Source organism: Peptoniphilus rachelemmaiella, from assembly GCF_943169845.1.
Lineage (GTDB): Bacteria > Bacillota > Clostridia > Tissierellales > Peptoniphilaceae > Aedoeadaptatus > Aedoeadaptatus rachelemmaiella.
The window spans coordinates 1-17,714 of record NZ_CALPBW010000027.1 but is presented as its reverse complement, the minus strand read 5'-3'; the positions used below and the strand labels follow the sequence as shown (position 1 = coordinate 17,714).

At 40.9% G+C, this 17,714-nt stretch carries 16 protein-coding genes; 9 read left to right on the top strand and 7 right to left on the bottom strand.

The genetic code is table 11. The features are described 5' to 3' along the window. On the top strand, positions 1-267 hold a 267-nt coding region (locus tag KO087_RS08965; RefSeq protein WP_215508900.1), incomplete at its 5' end, for a transposase. 257 nt (positions 268-524) lie between these two features. Further along, positions 525-2,873, top strand: a complete 2,349-nt coding sequence (locus KO087_RS08960; RefSeq protein ID WP_215508899.1) for a S8 family peptidase — start codon at positions 525-527, stop codon at positions 2,871-2,873. A 422-nt stretch (positions 2,874-3,295) separates the two neighbouring features. Here KO087_RS08960 and KO087_RS08955 read toward each other — a convergent pair whose 3' ends face one another. The 6 genes from KO087_RS08955 to KO087_RS08930 form a co-directional block, all read right to left on the bottom strand. Beyond that, positions 3,296-3,538: a hypothetical protein gene (locus KO087_RS08955; RefSeq protein ID WP_251375012.1), complete on the bottom strand. Its 243-nt coding sequence runs from the start codon at positions 3,536-3,538 to the stop codon at positions 3,296-3,298. Between the two features lie 276 nt (positions 3,539-3,814). Beyond that, on the bottom strand, positions 3,815-4,462 hold the full coding sequence (locus tag KO087_RS08950; RefSeq protein WP_215508898.1) for a cupin domain-containing protein: 648 nt from the start codon (positions 4,460-4,462) through the stop codon (positions 3,815-3,817). Between the two features lies 1 nt (position 4,463). After that, the gene (locus KO087_RS08945) at positions 4,464-5,267 is read right to left on the bottom strand and encodes an ABC transporter ATP-binding protein (protein ID WP_215508897.1); all 804 of its coding nucleotides are present in this window, start codon (positions 5,265-5,267) and stop codon (positions 4,464-4,466) included. After that, positions 5,254-6,282, bottom strand: coding sequence for a FecCD family ABC transporter permease (locus tag KO087_RS08940; RefSeq protein ID WP_215508896.1), 1,029 nt, complete (start codon positions 6,280-6,282; stop codon positions 5,254-5,256). Before KO087_RS08940 ends, KO087_RS08945 begins: the two co-directional genes overlap by 14 nt. Continuing rightward, complete coding sequence (locus KO087_RS08935) at positions 6,279-7,448, bottom strand: ABC transporter substrate-binding protein (RefSeq protein ID WP_215508895.1); 1,170 nt, start codon at positions 7,446-7,448, stop codon at positions 6,279-6,281. Before KO087_RS08935 ends, KO087_RS08940 begins: the two co-directional genes overlap by 4 nt. Positions 7,449-7,465: 17 nt before the next feature. Then, on the bottom strand, positions 7,466-8,224 hold the full coding sequence (locus tag KO087_RS08930; RefSeq protein WP_215508894.1) for a class I SAM-dependent methyltransferase: 759 nt from the start codon (positions 8,222-8,224) through the stop codon (positions 7,466-7,468). A 95-nt stretch (positions 8,225-8,319) separates the two neighbouring features. Here KO087_RS08930 and KO087_RS08925 point away from each other — a divergent pair, with 95 nt between their 5' ends. After that, positions 8,320-8,913, top strand: coding sequence for a Crp/Fnr family transcriptional regulator (locus tag KO087_RS08925; protein ID WP_215508893.1), 594 nt, complete (start codon positions 8,320-8,322; stop codon positions 8,911-8,913). Positions 8,914-9,397: 484 nt separating this feature from the next. Here KO087_RS08925 and KO087_RS08920 read toward each other — a convergent pair whose 3' ends face one another. Continuing rightward, positions 9,398-10,009, bottom strand: a complete 612-nt coding sequence (locus tag KO087_RS08920; protein WP_215508892.1) for a class I SAM-dependent methyltransferase — start codon at positions 10,007-10,009, stop codon at positions 9,398-9,400. Between the two features lie 614 nt (positions 10,010-10,623). Here KO087_RS08920 and KO087_RS08915 point away from each other — a divergent pair. The 6 genes from KO087_RS08915 (at position 10,624) to KO087_RS08890 (ending at position 17,564) form a co-directional block, all read left to right on the top strand. Then, on the top strand, positions 10,624-11,634 hold the full coding sequence (locus KO087_RS08915) for a potassium channel family protein (protein WP_215508891.1): 1,011 nt from the start codon (positions 10,624-10,626) through the stop codon (positions 11,632-11,634). 293 nt (positions 11,635-11,927) lie between these two features. Next, positions 11,928-13,598, top strand: coding sequence for a peptide ABC transporter substrate-binding protein (locus KO087_RS08910; protein WP_215508890.1), 1,671 nt, complete (start codon positions 11,928-11,930; stop codon positions 13,596-13,598). A 109-nt stretch (positions 13,599-13,707) separates the two neighbouring features. Beyond that, entirely contained in the window at positions 13,708-14,637 is a 930-nt protein-coding gene (locus KO087_RS08905; protein WP_215508889.1) for an ABC transporter permease, read from the top strand. Continuing rightward, a complete protein-coding gene (locus KO087_RS08900) occupies positions 14,634-15,581 on the top strand; it encodes an ABC transporter permease (protein ID WP_251375010.1) in 948 nt (315 codons plus the stop codon). Before KO087_RS08905 ends, KO087_RS08900 begins: the two co-directional genes overlap by 4 nt. An 8-nt stretch (positions 15,582-15,589) precedes the next feature. Next, entirely contained in the window at positions 15,590-16,597 is a 1,008-nt protein-coding gene (locus KO087_RS08895; protein WP_215508888.1) for an ABC transporter ATP-binding protein, read from the top strand. Then, positions 16,590-17,564, top strand: a complete 975-nt coding sequence (locus tag KO087_RS08890) for an ABC transporter ATP-binding protein (protein WP_215508887.1) — start codon at positions 16,590-16,592, stop codon at positions 17,562-17,564. Before KO087_RS08895 ends, KO087_RS08890 begins: the two co-directional genes overlap by 8 nt. Positions 17,565-17,714: the final 150 nt, after the last annotated feature.

Below are 17,714 nucleotides of genomic sequence, written 5' to 3'. Positions count from 1 at the left end.
CAGAACGACAAAGAAACCGCCGCCACCGCCCTTTCAAAGTGGATGGAAGAGGCAAAGAAAGGCGGGCAAAAGGAATGGCGTTACTGCTTGCGCGCCTACAACAACTGGTTCGAGGAGATCACCAACATCTTTGATTACCCGTGGAGTAACGGCTACGTGGAAGGAACGCACAACAAGATCAAGACCGTGAAGCGTGTGGCTTTTGGGATGCAAAACTTTCATCATTTTCGAACCAAATTACTCTTTGTTTGTTCAAAAGATCGGTGATGGATGGCTTTTAGGAAAACAAAAAGGAGCCTAGTTTTCACTAGACTCCCCAACGGTTGACATAGAATCTATTATTTCCGTCTCCAGAAAGAGCAGATCGTGAACACAAACCTCCCGTATTTACAAAGACAGTAAGTCCGTCTTTTGGAAGGCAGTTCACTCGGCTACAACCATCTTTTACTTTACTAAAAACTGCTTTTGAACAGAAGGCATTAAAAATTCAGCAATCTCCCACTGGGATTAACCCTGAATTTGCTTTGGTTTTTGAAATAATTGGAACTGTTGATAATTTCTATACGGCAGTGAAAAATACAGATGGTCTTGAATGGATACTTGACAGCGAGACTGGACCATTTGATCCGGATGATGATTTTTACCAAGTAGACAGTAAATCTGGTGAAAAAATTGAAAATTCACTAAACGGGAAACTATATTGTGTAATGTCTAATCAACAGGCGATGTCGCAATTATTATCATTGTGGCAACGATATCAAAATGGAGAAACAGATGTATTCAAACGGGGATTTGCAGGACTCCGTGATGTTTTTACCAAAATAAAAGACTTAAGGAAGTGGGACGCAAGAGATAGAATTGAAGAAACACACGCTTTAGAATATTGGCGTGAATCGCTGGAATTTGATGGGAACTCTCACGTTCCGTTTGAAATCGAACTGTTCTTTAGAAGTGATGCGGCAAAAAGAAGTAATTCAGCTGAAACGATTCACCGCGAAATTCAATTGTTAGAAGGACATGTAATTCAGGAATGTATAATAGATGAAATATTTTACCATGGTATGTTAGTTGAACTACCAAGAACTTCTATTGAGAGCTTAGTCAATCAATATGAAGAAATTGAATTATCGCAAGTTGACGATATCATGTTCTTCCGTCCTGTTTGTCAATCTGCATTTGTTTCTACAACGGACTCAGAAGTATACACTTCTACTGAAGAAGCATCATTACCGACAGGTGATGCTGTGGTTGCCGTTTTTGACGGTATGCCAATGCAAAATCACCGTCTGCTTCGTGGACGAGTTATCATTGATGATCCTGATGACTATGCTACGGGATATGAAAGCAAATATCGTGTTCATGGTACTTCGATGGTCTCCCTTGCAATTTATGGTGATATTAAAAGGAATGACGCTCCTATTAGTAGTCCCGTATATGTGAGACCTATTTTACGACCGAAACAAAGCGGCTTCGATAAGATTACAGAAGGTGTTCCGGATGACAATATGTTTATTGATGTTCTTCACCGAGCTGTAAAGAGAATGATGGTGGGAGAGGGTCAAGAGAGCGCAACGGCCCCCAATACTAAAGTAATTAATTTGTCTATTGGAGACCCTGTGCGACAGTTGGCTGTCACAATGAGCCCGACCGCGCGACTGCTCGATTTTCTTGCCTATAAATATAAGATTTTGTTTATCATAAGTGCCGGCAACCACCCAGAGATTGTAAACTTTATAAATAAACCGTTCGACGAACTAAAATCTCTTGACATAACACAGAGAAGTAACATTTTTGCTGAGATCATAAAAGATAATCAACGCAATCTTAAAATATTGTCACCCGCAGAAAGTTTGAATGGACTTACAATCGGTGCTTTGTATGATGATTTCACTAATGTAAATGAAACCGATCGTTTTATTTGGGCCGTTGACAGGGGACTACCATCCCCTATATCTGCAATTGGAAAAGGGTATCGTTCTATCATTACTCCGGACTTGTTTTATTATGGTGGTAGAGAATTTGTCAGAGGAAGATTTGATGGTAAAATCAATTGGGTAGAATCTTCGCGTGAGCCAGGATGCTTATCTGCTGCTCCATATGGAACGGGCGCCACAGATGGATGTGCTTTTTCTTTTGGAACTAGCGATGCTGCCGCACAAATAACACATGAAGCAGCAAAATGCCATGATGTACTTAATCAGATATTTCTTGACGAAACAGGTACCAAGATGCCAGCAGATTCTACGGCAATCCTTTTGAAGGCTATGCTCACACATGGTGCATCATGGGAATCTATTGCTGATAAAATTGCTTCATCAATGGAAACTTCCCCAAAAAAATTAAGTAAATGGCTTGGAAACGGTATTCCTAATATAAGTCGTGTTATAGAGTGCACTAAAGAACGCATAACTCTTATTGGACTTGGAGCATTAAAGAAAGATGAAGGGGATATCTTTAGACTCCCGCTTCCTGTAGACTTTTCGTCTCGCCTAATGAAACGGAAGCTAACTGTTACCTTAGCTTATCTTTCTCCTGTTGTACCAAATAAGCAAACATATCGAGGTGCACAACTATGGTTTAATATTGATGATGGTGGAAAGGGTCTTGTTCCAGAGAGGCAAAATACAGAATGGCAGGCAGTTCGTAAGGGGTCATTACAACATGAGATTTTTACTGGAGAAAACCCAATCGTCTGGAATGATGATGATCTTATTATAAAAGTAAATTGTAGAGAGGAAGCAATTAAACTTAAAAAAGATGAAATACCATATTGTATATTTGTAAGTTTTGAAGTGGCAGAGGGGTTTGATGTGGATTTATATGCTGATGTTTCAATAAGAATTCGCCATCATGTCCAGATTTCAAGCAACTAAAAAGTTTTGTCTTTTTCTGTTCCAAAAACTGCCATACTGATACTCCTTTTATTTTTATTTGTTACGCAGTAAAAGGCGATTTTGAAAGAAAATGTATATTACCCTTACTTTCTCAAAATCGCCCTTTGAAAGCCTTATATTTCAAGCCCTTGCTTACTTCTACCTCGTAACATGGACATGAAAAAAGTGGTATTCCTATGTTTCCTTTAACAGAAACGAAAGATCACCGCTTTTATGATTTCCTATTTAATTTTGCACTTTCTTTATACCTTGTGTTATCTGTGGTAAAACGTTTCTATCTGCAAGAGTTTTTACAGCACATCAAGGCTCTTCCCTCAAAAGTAGTAAATTGGTAGTAAATTCAACTTGTACTCTTGCAAATATCCTTGTATTTTAAGGGGTTTGAGGGTTAGTTATTAAATTTATTTTAAATCAAATATCTTTACTCCCATTGGTGCTCTCTTTGACACCTTTCTAAAGTCTGTTTCATAAAATTTATCAACGAAGAAATATTTATGCTTGTAGTTTTTTAAAGCATAACCATAGGAAAGAGCATCTTCCATTGCTTTAACAATAGTATCCTTATGTTCGTTTGTTACATCACCTAATTCAGCCTCATATTCAATTTCTCCATCTTTTTCTACAGCGGCAATTATTGCACACACCTTGCCTATCAATCTTAAGCTCTTTTGTTTATAAAGTCCTAAATAAGCATATGGGCTATAGCCTCTGCCAGTATCATGGTAATAAACATTGTTTTCTTTATTAAAATCAAAAGTTGTACTTGCAAGTTACATTTTCAAATACTTTCAAGAATCTAATGTGCAAACAAACCCATGTTTATAACAAATAAATACCAGAGTAAGCTTTAATTTCAACTCTGGTATTGGTCTAATTTTTAGATTTCAGATTTATGATTGAAAAATCATTCAAGATCTTTTTTATTTATCTACAGATAAGATTAATAACATTTTAAATCTTTTAATTGCAGTTACATTGTGAGTTACATTTGCTGGAAATACTATTTGGTCTCCAGATTCTATCTCCACTTCCTTGTCTCCAACAAGAAGCCTTGCCTTACCCTCAAGTGCTAGGACCAGAGCATCACCAGGAGCCTTGTGTGGTTTTAGCCCCTCCCCTGCATCAAAGGCCATTAAAACAAGCCTAAACCCATCTTTTGATACAAGGTCAATGTTTGCGATTCCTCCTTCTACATAATCTAAATAGTCAACTAATTTAATTTTCTTTCCCTTGTCAATGTTTTTCATTTCTTCCTCCTTTAAGTCAATAGCGATTTCTAAAAATATACTTTTTTCCCTTGCTCCTATGCCAAAAAGCTTGTCTTTTTCAAAAAGTATTAGGTCCTGGCTGGTAAGTTTTTCATTATTAAATTTAAGGTCTCCTTCTAAGACGAGATATATTCTTTCTTCTTCATAAAATTCAGGGGAAATGCTGGTATCTTGGTCCAGACTCATAAGTAGGATGTGAAGCTCAGATAAGTCTACAAATTTCTTACTTATGGTTTGCTGGTCTTTTATAGGTATGACCTCTTCTGGTGTCAATATTTTTCCCTTGCTAATATTTTTCATTTTAATCTCCTACAATTCTAATTGGTATTACAGCCTCATATTCTTTTTCATATTTTTTTATTTTTTCGAGTATAACCTCTACCCCAAAGGCGTCTTTCATATTTTCCTTACAGATAATATCAGATGTTTTGCCTATTTTATGTCTAGCATTTTCCATTAACATCAAGCATTTATCCGCTATTTCAAGAGCATGGGCTGGGTAATGAGTATTTATAATAACACTAATATTATCTATCTTGGATAGTTTTTTGATTAATGAAATTATTTTAAGTTGATTTTTAAAATCAAGACCACTTTCTGGCTCATCTAATATGATTAAACTTGGATCTGATATTAAAGCTCTAGCTATTAGAACCATCTGAAGTTCTCCCCCACTCATCACAGAACACGACTTATCTTTAAGATTCTCTATAGCTAAACTTTTCATAATATTATTTGCCTTCTTATATTCTCTTGCGCTTGGTTTTGCAAATGGTCCAATTTTACTAGAAAGCCCTAACACTACCATATCAATTCCAGAATATTCAAAAGAAAATGACCTTTTTTGTGGAACATAGGATATGTTAGACCATAAGTCTCTTCTGTTAAAACTTGAAATATCTTTTCCATCCATAAAACTATTTCCTAGTTTCCATTTTTCAAAATCACATATACATCTTATAAGGCTAGTCTTACCAACTCCATTGGGTCCTAAAATAGATAAAACCTGACCTTGATCCAGACAAAAAGATAAATTCTTAAATAATACATGATTTTTATCATAATAAAATCCTGCATCTTTTATTTCTAATTTAATTGAAACCACCCCCAGTTTTTCTAATTAAACTTATAAAAATTGGAGCTCCTATTATTGCTGTAAGAACTGATATTGGTAGTTCTATTACAGAAACTGTTCTTGATAAAGCTTCTATTAATACCATAAGACTTGATCCTAAAGATATGCTAAAAGGTAGGGTATGAGTGTTGTTGGCTCCTACCATCATCCTTGCCATGTGAGGAATTATCAAGCCAATCCATCCGACTTGACCACACATTGATATAGATGAAGCTGTGATAAGTGTTGATGCAAATATAAAAATAAGTCTGGTTTTTTTGACATTAACCCCGAGACTTTTTGCTTCATCTTCTGATAGGCTCATAATATTTAGCCTAAATATCAAGAGTCTTATTATGATGATTCCCAAAATTATTAGGGGTGCTGAAAGCATCAAATTTTTATAAGATGATCTTGCAAAAGAGCCCATAAGCCAATAACTGATGGCTGGCAACTTATCTGTCGGGTCTGCTGTATATTTTAGAAGAGACGCTAGAGCATTTGATAATGACGAAACTACAAGACCTGCTAGTATAAGCATTATCGTTGATGACCTAGTCTTAGCTTTGCCAATATATAAAGTCAAGACTACACCAATTAATCCAAAAGCTAAAGCAAATAATTGAATAGATAGGGTTGAAAGTGATAAAAGTATACCAATTACAGCTCCAAGACTTGCAGCCGAGCTTACACCTAGTATATCAGGAGTTGCCAAGGGGTTTGAAAAAACCCCTTGAAAGGCAAGACCTGCTGCGGAAAGACCAGCTCCCACTACTAGACCAGTAATAATCCTTGGTAATCTTACATTTATTATTACTGATTCAAGCATAGGATCAAAGTCTCCTCCTCCTAGATAAGCATTAAAAAATTCAATAATCTGTCCTATACTAAGAGGCATCCTACCTATGGCAAGTGCCAAAATACTAATTAATATGGGTAGACTTATGAGGATTATATATGAGCTTAATTTTATTTTTTTATCTTTGATAAAGATTTTTTTAATCATATATCAAACATATCCTCAACTTGTTCATTTGTTAATTCATAATCATACCATGTTTTATAGTAATCTTTAATCATTGCTTTTAGATCATAGTCTTTAAATTCCTCTGGGTAGGTTGATTTTGCAAGCCAAGCTAGTACAAGTGGTCCGTCTGGATTTGGTGTAAACCAATTCCACATACCAAGCTTAGTGTTATAAACTTTTTTATCCTTAACAGCTTTCATATTTGAAAAATTGATACCTTCTACTGAATTTTCAAATACATCTTTTGTTGTAATATCAAGAAGACCAGGGCCATCAAGATAAAGTATATCTGGATCCCATTGATAAAATTGTTCAATAGAAACTTTGGCAAAGCCTTTTGTTTCATCCGCTAAGTTTTTAACACCAATTCTCTTTAGCCAGAAATCCCCAAAAACACCCTTACCAGCAACCATTGGTACTCCTTCAACATACTTCCATAAAATCACACCACTTGGTTTTTTACTATCATCTATTTTTGAAATTCTTTCTTCAACATCTTTTACAATTTCTTGACCGGCTTTTATAAAATCATCTGTCTTTCCGCTTTCGCCAAATACATCTTCTAAGAGCTTTAACCATTGTGTGTACCTATCTATTGGGTCAGCTGGTCCATTTGTGCCAACTGTAGCAAATCCTACACAAGGAATCCCTGTCTTTTTAAGGACTTCATAGTGTTCTTTATTTGAAGCATTGTAAAAAATAACATCTGGTTTAAGCTTCATTATTTCCTCAATATTAATGTCAGATTGAGCTTGAACTGTATTTTGGCTATCAAGAAGCTCTGGAGCAATATCCTTTAAAACTGTATTTGAAATTACCTGCTTAAGAGAACCAGCATATCCTACTATATATGGGGCCTTTCCATGGTGATAAGCCATATAAGTAGATAAGATAGGAATCTGATCTATTACTATTCTTTCAATTTTCTCAGGAACCTCTACCGTGTTACCTGCATGGTCTGTGATTGTTCTAACTTTTTTATTTTCATCCTTAGGTTCTTCTGGCTTTTCTTCCTTTTTCTCAGTTTGAGCTACTTCCTTCCTTTCTGAATTTTGTTCAGTTTTTATATTGCTACAAGCGGTCATGCCTGTTAAGGCAAGCACTGTCAGACATAAAATTAATGATATTTTTTTAATAGCTTCCATCTAATCCTCCTTTTTACCTAATCCTCCTTTTTGCTTGCTAAAACTATATAATAAATGCTTGAATTTTTAGACCTCTCTAACATTTTTACAAATCTATCCCTATTTTCTTCTGAATAAGCATTTTTATAAAAATTTGCAGCCCCTGCTGGTCCCTCATCTTTTATGATTGTATCCCTGTCTAAGAGAATCATCCTACCAGTCCTTTGTGAAAAAGGTCTAAAAGAATTTTCAACAAACAGTTTGTTCCAATTTTCTACGGTTAGAGGATACACGTCCATGTTTGTAAATCTTGAAAGTTGCCTTCTTATATCTTCACTTTCTTTTTCCACTGCCACATCATGAGTTAATAGATAGCCGCCTTTTTTTAAAACCCTGTGATAATTTTTAAGAGCCTTTGCTTTTTCTTCATTTGGAAGCATGGTAAGCATTGCTTCATTAATTATTAAATCAAATGTTTCATCCTCGAAATCCAACTTTAAGGCATCCATATTCATAACTTCAATTTCTTTGTCTAGACCTAAAAGCTTTATATTCTCCAAAGCTTGATCAATGACAACTTGGTCATTATCTATGCCTATTATTTTGCATTTATATTTAGTATAAACTCTTATTAGGTTATCTCCTTTATTGCAAGCAACTTCCAAAACTTGCATATCTTTATCAATCTGTACCTGATCAAGTATCCAATCGGTCATAAGACCGCCGCCTGGTCTGAGTCTTGTTCTTCCAAGCATCTTTAAAAAATCATGCCCAAAAATAATTTTATTTTTTTCCATTTTCTCTTCCTCCTTGATAATAATTATCACTACATTTATAATTATACCAGAGATAAATTTTGTTGCAGTTGCAGAAGCAACAAATGGGGGATTTTGTGGAAAAGATTATTTTTAAAAGTAAATTATTTTATAGTTTAGACGAAAGTACTATACACCACATACTTTCTTGTATTGATCATAAAACCTTAATTTATAGTAAAGGCGAATATCTATATGATTTCTCTAAGGGCTTTAAGGCAGGTATAGTTTTGAAGGGAAGAATTGATTTATCTACAATAGATGATAATAAGGAAATTATAGATAGAATTTATGAGGCGTCAGATTCTTTTTCTCTAAATTTTTCCTCCCTAACTGATAGATTTATGGTTGCAAAAAAAGATTCTAAAGTTTTAGCCCTTGATGTTAGCGAAATCTTTGAAAAAAATAAAAAGTCTTGTTCAAGCAGGCCGATTTTTATGGAAAATATTATAAAATTGCATAATGAGCAAATTTCATACTTAACCTACAAATTAGATGTATATTCTAAACCTACGATTAGGGAGAAAATTAATAAATATATAGATAAATATGGTGAAGACTCCTTATTTTCTAATAAACTATCCAGAGAGGATTTAGCGAAATTTTTAGCTTGTAATAGGGCTGCCCTTTCAAGAGAGTTGTCTCTTATGAAAAAAGAGGGATTAATATAAAAGTATTACTCATAGGACTGACCAAATATAAACAAAAATTGCAAAAAATCAATCTTCAGAGAATATGGATCTCATTTTAAACTCAAATGATATCTTTAACTCTTCAAAAACAAATCTCCATATTGAATTAGGTTCTTTTATCCTAGATTTTTACCCTTGAAAATTTCCATCCTTTAGTATTCTATCTACTTCAAATGATAAACCTGTTTTATATAAATAAACGGGAAGTCCTACTAAGGTTTCAGCTAAAAATCTCACACATGAATAAGCTGCTATTATCTACAGGGTAGTAGATTCATTGACATTTCTGCCAACTGTTGTTCTTCCAAAAAAAATACGATGAAGATACCCTCTCCCTTTCTTTAGATATGTCTCCTGATTTGCTTGTACCCTTACTGTTAAATAGTTTATTTAGAAGTCCTATATTCCCACCTCTATTTTGGCATGAAAAAAGCACCTACTTTTGTAGATGCACTAATATAAATTATTGTTTTATAGCTATAAAGACAATCTGATCTTTTTTATCTAAATGATACTCACACTTAAAACCAAGTTTTGTTAAGATTCTAGTTAAATATTCTGGTGAGTATACTTTAAATTTAAGCATATCAGCCCATTTTTTTATGTTTTTATGATCTCTAAAAGCCCCTTCATTACATATTAAAAATTGTCCACCTTTTTTTAGAACACGATAGATTTCTTTAAAGCTTGTTTCTAAGTCACTCCAAAAATAGATAGTTTCAAATGCAGTTACAATATTTATTGATTGATCTTCAAAAGGTATTTTTGATACATCTCCTTCAATTATTTTGCACCTTCCATCTTTTATGGCTTCACTGTTTAATGATTTAGAAATATCTACACTAACTTTTGAATAATCCATTCCATATACCTTGTTAGCCTTAGTTAAAAAATATTGGATATTTCTACCTCCACCACAACCAAGGTCCAATAAAGTATCAGTCTGTCTAATGTTTAAAAATGATCTGCCCCACTTTGCTAACTTCTCATGACCAATATTCATGCCCTTAACCATAAAGCGACCACCAAAATTGTCCTTTGGCTTTATTACATTCTCAAAAAAACTTTTTAACATTTTATACCCCTATTGATAATAATTTTCATTACAATCATATCATTTACTTACTACCATGTAAAGTATTTTTAAATAAATCCCTCTATTAGAATACTATTGTCCCTCTATCATCATAATCCGATTCACTCGTAACATTCCCACATCTTATCGCCCTACCATGTGCCATAATGGTAGTGATAACTCCGTCTATCTTCTCTATGGTTTTTCCTTGTCTGCCATGATGTTTCTAACAGGATCAGTTCGTATAAAAATATCATCCATCATCCATCTTAGAATTGGATGACCTCCATGGGCTATTATTCTTTTAAGGGTTAGTTTCATTAATTCTTTTGTTGGAGGAGACATGTCTTTAAAATTTCGACTAGATGTAATCTTAACTGTTTAAGTCATTTTCTTCAGTTGGATTTTACTTAGCTGATTCGCAGGCCTGTCTTGCCTTTTCTATCGGGACAGTTATTCCTAATGATGGATTTGCCTTATGCCATGCTTTTTCATCTGTTTGTTTACATTTGCCTGCCTCCGGCAATCATTCCTTTTCCACGCTGACAAAAAAACGAAAATAGACAGCTTTTTCCGGCGAATTCTATTATAATCGTAGCCATAAGGAGGGATCTATGGACGAGAAAAGAAAACTCAAATTCACCTTTTACTCATTTGCGTTTTTGCTCATCTTCGGCATGATCGGCTACAAAATTCTGCTGGATGTGGATTATATCGATGCCTTCTACATGACGGTGATCACCATTTCCACGGTGGGCTTCGGCGAAATCGGCACCACCAGCAATGCGTCCGAACTGTTTTCGGTCCTCATGATTTTTTTAGGCGTGGGCGTTGTGGGCTATGCCTTTTCCACGGTGGTAGCCATGTTCGTCGAGGGAAAAGTTGGAGATTTGTGGAAGGGAAGTAAAATGGACAGAAAAATTTCCGCACTCAATGATCATTACATCATTTGCGGCTCCGGCGAATTAGCCGAGGTCATCATCAATAAATTTATTCACGAAAAAATGGCCTTCGTCGTCATTACCGACAATCGGAAAGATTTGGACGATTTAAGCCACCACGATATTTTGGTCGTCGAAGGCCACGCCACGGAAGAAAGCGTGCTGGAACATGCCGGCATCGCGCGGGCCAAAGGGCTTTTGGCGACGCTGGATTCCGAGGTGGATAATATCGTCACCGTGCTCACGGCGCGGGACATGAACAAAGACATTTACATTATCGCCAACTCCGTGAGCAAATCGGGCAACGACAAATTATTAAAGGTAGGCGCCGACAAAACCCTCTCCGCCGTGGAAATCAGCGGCAAGCGCATGGCGTCTCTCATGATTAAGCCCAACATTATGTCTTTCTTAGATGTGGTCACCCGAATCGGCGATGTGGAGCTGGATTTGGAGGAAGTGGTGATCTTTTCCGGCTCTTATCTGGAAAACAAGAATTTAATCGAGGCGGAAATTCCAAAAAAAACGGGCCTCGTGGTCTTGGCCATTAAAAGGAAGGCCGACGGCAAGATGCTCTTCAATCCCCCGGTGGACTACACCTTTAAAATCGGCGATGTGCTCATCGTCTTGGGACAGGAAGAACAGGTAGAGAAGCTGCGCCACTTAGGCGACGAAATAAAAAAATAAAAAAGCGAAGGAAAATAATTTCAGGCGACCGCAAAGGGCCGTCTGTTTTTTTGTCGCCTTTTTTACCTTCCGCTGTCTTTTTAGGCTCTCTACCTCCCTTTCTATCTGCTTTCTATGACACCCTAATCCGCTCATTATCCCGCATTATTCCCATTTTATGCTTGTTAAATTAAAATTTAATCCGACAATGTCGTCAAATTCATTTACTAAAGTAAAACGTTATATTATAATTGGAATGGTACATAGGAATCTTCGGATCCCATGCACGCATTTGATTTTTTAAGGAGGAGAACATGATAAACAAAAAGGTACGACTACTGTCGGTCCTCATCGCCTGTGTCATGTTGCTCGCAGCCTGTGGCGGCGCAGCAAACAATGGCGCAAACAAGAAGGCTGAAAGCCAAAAGGTTTCCGGCGAGTCCGGCGGAACAAAGATTTTACGCACGAACAACAAATCTGAACCGGGCACTTTGGACCCGGCCATTGCAAAGGGTACCCACGAATCTTTCGTTCTTTACCACGCATTTGAAGGTTTGATGCGCTACGACGAAAACGATAAACTGGTTCCCGCACAAGCTGAATCTTACGAAGTCTCCGACGACGGCATGACCTACACCTTTAAGCTGCGCGACGGCTTGAAATGGTCCAACGGCGATCCGTTGACTGCCAAGGATTTCGAATATGCGTGGAAACGCGTCATCGATCCGAAGTTAGCTTCTGACTATTCTTTCCAAATCACCACTTATGTTAAGGGTGCGGAAGAATACTTTAACGGCAAAGGCTCCATCGACGATGTCGGCATTAAGGCTTTAGACGACAAGACCCTTGAAGTTCAATTAAAGGCTCCGACCCCCTACTTCTTGGACATCACCGCGTTCTACACCTTGCTTCCTGTGGATGAAAAGGTCGTCAGTGCAAATCCCGACTGGGCAAAAGATCCCCAAAACACGGAATTTGTCTCCAACGGTCCCTTCAAGATTACGGAATGGAACCACAAAGAAAACATCAAGATGGTTAAGAACGACAATTACGTCGATGCCGATAAGGTTAAATTAGACGGCCTTCAATTCGACATTTTGGAAGACGACAACACGGCTTACCAAAAATATGAAGGCGGCGAATACGATGTATTGGTTCAACCGGCACCGGCTGTTACGGCAAAGGCTGTACAATCCAAGGATCCCGAACTTCAATTAGGGAAGGACTTGGGTGTTTACTACTTTGAATTCAACACCACGAAGAAACCCTTTAACAACGCGAATGTCCGCAAGGCCCTCTCCATGGCTCTTGACCGCAAGACCATCGTCGAAAACATTACCCAAGGCGGCCAACCGCCGGCTGAAGGGATCGTTCCTTACGGCTTGAACGACGATGCAGGCAAAGACTTCCGCAAAGCCAACGGCAACCTCATTACGGAAGATAAAGCAAAGGCAAAAGAACTCCTGGAAAAAGGCCTGAAAGAAGAAGGCATGACCATGGAAGACTTCAAAAACTGCACCCTCTCTTACAATACCGATGAAGCACACAAGAAGATCGCCCAAGCATTGCAAGAAATGTGGAAGCAAAACCTCGGCGTGGAACTGAATCTTGAAAACATGGAATTCCAAGTATTACTGGATAACCGCAAGGCCGGTAACTTTGAAATCGCTCGTGCCGGTTGGATGAGCGACTACAAAGACCCGATGAGCATGTTGGATCTCTTTATGACCGACAATCCGCAAAACGACTCCAGATGGTCGAACAAGGAATTTGACGCCCTCTTGAAGAAGGCTGCATCCACCGGCGATCAAAAGGTTCGTATGGACAGCATGAAGGCTGCAGAAAAGATCATGATGGAAGAAATGCCCGTCATCCCCGTTTACTTCTACACGCAACCCAGATTGCAAAAGCCCAATGTCACCGGCGTTTATAAACCGCTTCTCGCTTATCCGAGATTTATCTATGCGGATATCGAAGCGAAATAATAAACCCAAGTTCAATTAAATGACAGGGATAATAATAGAGAGAACCGAAAGCTGGTTCTCTCTATTGTTCATCTCGGTTCCATTTTATGTAAAACGGAAAGGACGCACGATGAAAAAATTTGTGTTGAAGCGATTGCTCATGGCAATTGTCACAATGTGGGTTATCATCACCATTACATTTGTGATCATGCACGCCGTGCCGGGCGATCCCTTCGCGCGAGAAGGAAAAATGCCGGAACAGGTGTATCAAAACTTGCGCGCACAATATGGTTTGGATAAGCCCCTAGGCGAGCAATACGTTATTTACTTAAAGAATATTGTCAAAGGCGACTTCGGCAAGTCCATGAAGTCTCAAGCCGAAACTGTTAACCAAATGATTAAGCGCGGTGCACCCGTCTCGGCGCAAATCGGTTTGCAGGCCTTTATTATCTCCATTATTTTGGGCCCTGCCCTGGGGAGTATCGCCGCTTTATACCAAAACAAACTGCCTGATTACATCACCATGATCCTCGCCATCATCGGCATTTCGGTGCCGAGCTTTATCTTTGCCACCCTGCTGGTGCAGTTCGTGGCTAAGCAGGTGGCGTGGCTACCTATTAGCGGCTGGGGCACCTTCAGTCACTCCATACTGCCCTCCCTCTCACTGGCCCTCATGCCCATTGCGGCCAGTGCGCGGCTCATGCGCTCATCCATGCTGGAAGTGTTGGGCCAAGACTACATTCGCACCGCCCGCTCCAAGGGCCTGTCGAAGTTAAAGGTCATTATGAACCACGCCGTACGAAACGCCATTATGCCTGTGGTCTCCACTTTAGGCACCACCCTTTCGGGCCTTTTAACCGGTTCGTTCGTTATCGAAAAAATCTTCGGGGTTCCCGGCTTGGGCAACTTCTTGATCTCCTCGGTTACCAACCGGGACTACACCCTGATTATGGGCACGACGATCTTTTATTCCTTCGTGCTGATCATTCTGCTCTTGATCGTTGATATTCTTTATGTCATCATCGATCCGAGAATTCAACTGACGGGAGGGAAGCGATGAAAAACGAATCCGCAATGAACCCCATCGATCCCTCGCTCTTTACGCCGGCTCGAAAAGACGACAACAAGGAGCGCATTACCCGCCCGGTCATCGGTTATTGGACCGATGTCTTCCGCCGCCTGCGCCAAAACAAATTGGCCATGGTGGGCTTAATTACGATTATTCTGCTGTTAATCATGGCCTTCGTCGGCCCCGCCATTGTAGGCTTCGACTACTCCACCCAAGATTACGCCCGGCTCAATATGGAGCCCAACAGCGTGAATCTTTTCGGCACCGACGAATTGGGCCGCGACCTCTTTACCCGGGTCTGCTACGGGATCCGCTACTCCCTTTTAATCGGGATTTTGGCTGCCGCCATGGACTTTGTCGTCGGCGTCACCTACGGCGGTATCGCCGGCATGGCCTCTTCCCGCGTGGACAACATTATGATGCGTATTGCGGAAGTGATCTACGCCATCCCCTATTTGCTCATCGTTATCTTGATCTCGGTTATGTTATCCAACGATCAAGGGGCCAGTCTCTTTACCCTGGTTCTCGCCATGAGTATTACGGGCTGGGTGCCCATGGCCATTATGGTCCGCGGGCAGGTATTGCAGCTTCGCGAAAACGAATACGTCACCGCGGCCCGCTCCCTTGGGGCAGACAAAGGCTACATCTTAAAGAAGCACATTATTCCCAACACCCTGGGTCCCATTCTTGTCAACATTACCCTCACCGTGCCCCGGGCCATTTTCTCGGAGGCCACATTGAGCTTCATGAGTTTGGGTCTGCAACCGCCCCAACCTTCCTTGGGCGTGCTTTCCAACGACGGCCTCGGGGTCATGGGCATCGGCCTCTTTTATCAAATCTTCTTCCCCGCCCTCATGATCTCTCTTATCATGTTCTCGTTTAATGTGCTGGGCGACGGTTTGAGAGACGCCCTGGATCCGAGACTTAGAAAGTAGGTGGCATTGTGACAAACAACATTCTCGAGATACAAGATTTATCCGTCTCCTTCGCCACCTTCTTCGGCGAAGTGGAAGCGGTGCGCCGCGTGTCTTTCTCCGTAGGAAAAGGAAAGACCCTGGCCATCGTCGGCGAAAGCGGCTGTGGCAAAAGCGTAACGGCCAACGCCGTCATGCGGCTATTGCCTCAACCGCCGGCCCTCTACAAGACCGGCAAAGTGCTCTTTGACGGCGAAGATCTCCTGACAAAGACGGAAAAAGAAATGACCGCCATTCGCGGAAACAAAATCGCCATGGTCTTCCAAGACCCGATGACCAGCTTGAATCCCACCATGAAAGTGGGAGCGCAAATCGTCGAAGGCGTGAAGCGGCACAGAGACATTTCCAAAGAAGAAGGCGAAAAACTCGCCATCGACATGCTGAAAAAAGTATCGGTACCCAATCCGGAAAAGCGGATCAACCAATACCCCCACGAATTTTCCGGCGGGATGCGCCAACGGGTCATGATCGCCATCGCCATGGCATCAAACCCCCATCTGCTCATCGCCGACGAGCCCACCACGGCCCTGGATGTGACGGTACAGGCGCAAATCTTAAAGCTTATGAAAAAGCTGAAAGACGACATTAACGCCTCGATTATTATGATTACCCACGACCTGGGCGTCGTCGCCGACATGGCCGACGATGTCATCGTCATGTATGCCGGCGAGGTCATCGAAGAGGGCACGGTGGACGAAATTTTCGCCGCGCCGAAGCACCCCTACACGGTGCGCCTCTTGGCCGCCGTGCCCCAGCTCACCATGGACAAGGAAGAAACCCTTCACGCCATTGAAGGGACGCCGCCGGATCTTTACAAACCGCCGGAAGGCTGCGGTTTCTACGATCGCTGCTCCGAAGCCATGCGCATCTGCGAAAATCAAAAGCCCGAATTTATCGAACACAGCGAAGGCCACCGTTGCCGCTGCTGGAAGTACCACCCCTCCTATCCGAAAGCGAAGGCGTTGACACATGAATGAACCCATTCTGCAGGTAAAAAACCTGTCCAAACACTTTAAAGTAGAAAACGGCTTTCTCCAAGCTGTGGACGGATTAAATTTCGACATCTTCAAAGGCGAAACCTTCGGCCTGGTCGGCGAAAGCGGCTGCGGCAAATCCACGGCCGGGCGCACCATCCTGCGCCTCTACGAGCCCACCGCCGGCGAAGTAGTCTTTGAAGGAAAAAACATTTACGACTTCGGCCCCAAGGAAATGAAGGAACACCGCAAGGAAATGCAAATGATCTTCCAAGATCCCTACGCTTCCTTGGATCCGCGGATGACCGTAGAAGAAATCATCTCCGAGCCCCTGGTCATCTACGGCATCGGCAATAAAAAAGAGCGCAGAGAGCGCGTCATCGAGCTGTTGGAAATGGTGGGCCTAAGTGCCGAGCACAGCCTCCGCTTCCCCCACGAATTTTCCGGCGGACAGAGACAGCGGATCGGCATCGCCCGTTCCCTGGCCCTGCGCCCCAAATTCATCATCTGCGATGAGCCCATCTCCGCCCTGGACGTTTCCATTCAGGCGCAAGTCGTGAACCTTCTGAAAGACGTGCAAAAGAAACTGGGCCTCACCCTGCTCTTCATCGCCCACGACCTTTCCATGGTTCGCTACATTTCCGACCGCGTCGCCGTCATGTATTTAGGCAAGCTCATGGAAGTGGGCACCACGGAAGACTTCTACACCAATCCCCTGCACCCCTACACGAAAGCCCTTCTATCGGCCATTCCCATCGCCGATCCCGACGAGCAACGCAAGCGCGTGCAAATCGAGCTGGAAGGCGACGTGCCGAGCCCCATTAACATGAAGCCCGGCTGCCGCTTCGTAGATCGCTGCCCCTACGGCGACGACACCTGCCGTGGAAGAGATCCCGAAATGGAAGAAATCCTCCCCGGTCAATACGTGGCCTGCTTTAAAGTGCGGGAAATCAATAAAGATCGACTCTAACGCAAAAGACCCCTGTGGCACATTGCACTGACCCCCAAAAGTTGGACCAAGAAATCCAACCTTTGGGGGCCTTTTAATGGCAAAATATAGTTATGAATTGAAGAGAAAAATTGTTGAGGAATACTTGGACGAAAAAGCAGGTTATAGAAT

What these genes read in the sequence shown, in the direction of transcription:
- KO087_RS08950 (WP_215508898.1), bottom strand. Translation starts at nt 4,462, where the DNA reads ATGAAAAATATTAGCAAGGGAAAAATATTGACACCAGAAGAGGTCATA.
- KO087_RS08935 (WP_215508895.1), bottom strand. Translation starts at nt 7,448, where the DNA reads ATGGAAGCTATTAAAAAAATATCATTAATTTTATGTCTGACAGTGCTT.
- KO087_RS08900 (WP_251375010.1), top strand. Translation starts at nt 14,634, where the DNA reads ATGAAAAACGAATCCGCAATGAACCCCATCGATCCCTCGCTCTTTACG.
- KO087_RS08940 (WP_215508896.1), bottom strand. Translation starts at nt 6,282, where the DNA reads ATGATTAAAAAAATCTTTATCAAAGATAAAAAAATAAAATTAAGCTCA.
- KO087_RS08890 (WP_215508887.1), top strand. Translation starts at nt 16,590, where the DNA reads ATGAATGAACCCATTCTGCAGGTAAAAAACCTGTCCAAACACTTTAAA.
- KO087_RS08905 (WP_215508889.1), top strand. Translation starts at nt 13,708, where the DNA reads ATGAAAAAATTTGTGTTGAAGCGATTGCTCATGGCAATTGTCACAATG.
- KO087_RS08915 (WP_215508891.1), top strand. Translation starts at nt 10,624, where the DNA reads ATGGACGAGAAAAGAAAACTCAAATTCACCTTTTACTCATTTGCGTTT.
- KO087_RS08910 (WP_215508890.1), top strand. Translation starts at nt 11,928, where the DNA reads ATGATAAACAAAAAGGTACGACTACTGTCGGTCCTCATCGCCTGTGTC.
- KO087_RS08920 (WP_215508892.1), bottom strand. Translation starts at nt 10,009, where the DNA reads ATGTTAAAAAGTTTTTTTGAGAATGTAATAAAGCCAAAGGACAATTTT.
- KO087_RS08930 (WP_215508894.1), bottom strand. Translation starts at nt 8,224, where the DNA reads ATGGAAAAAAATAAAATTATTTTTGGGCATGATTTTTTAAAGATGCTT.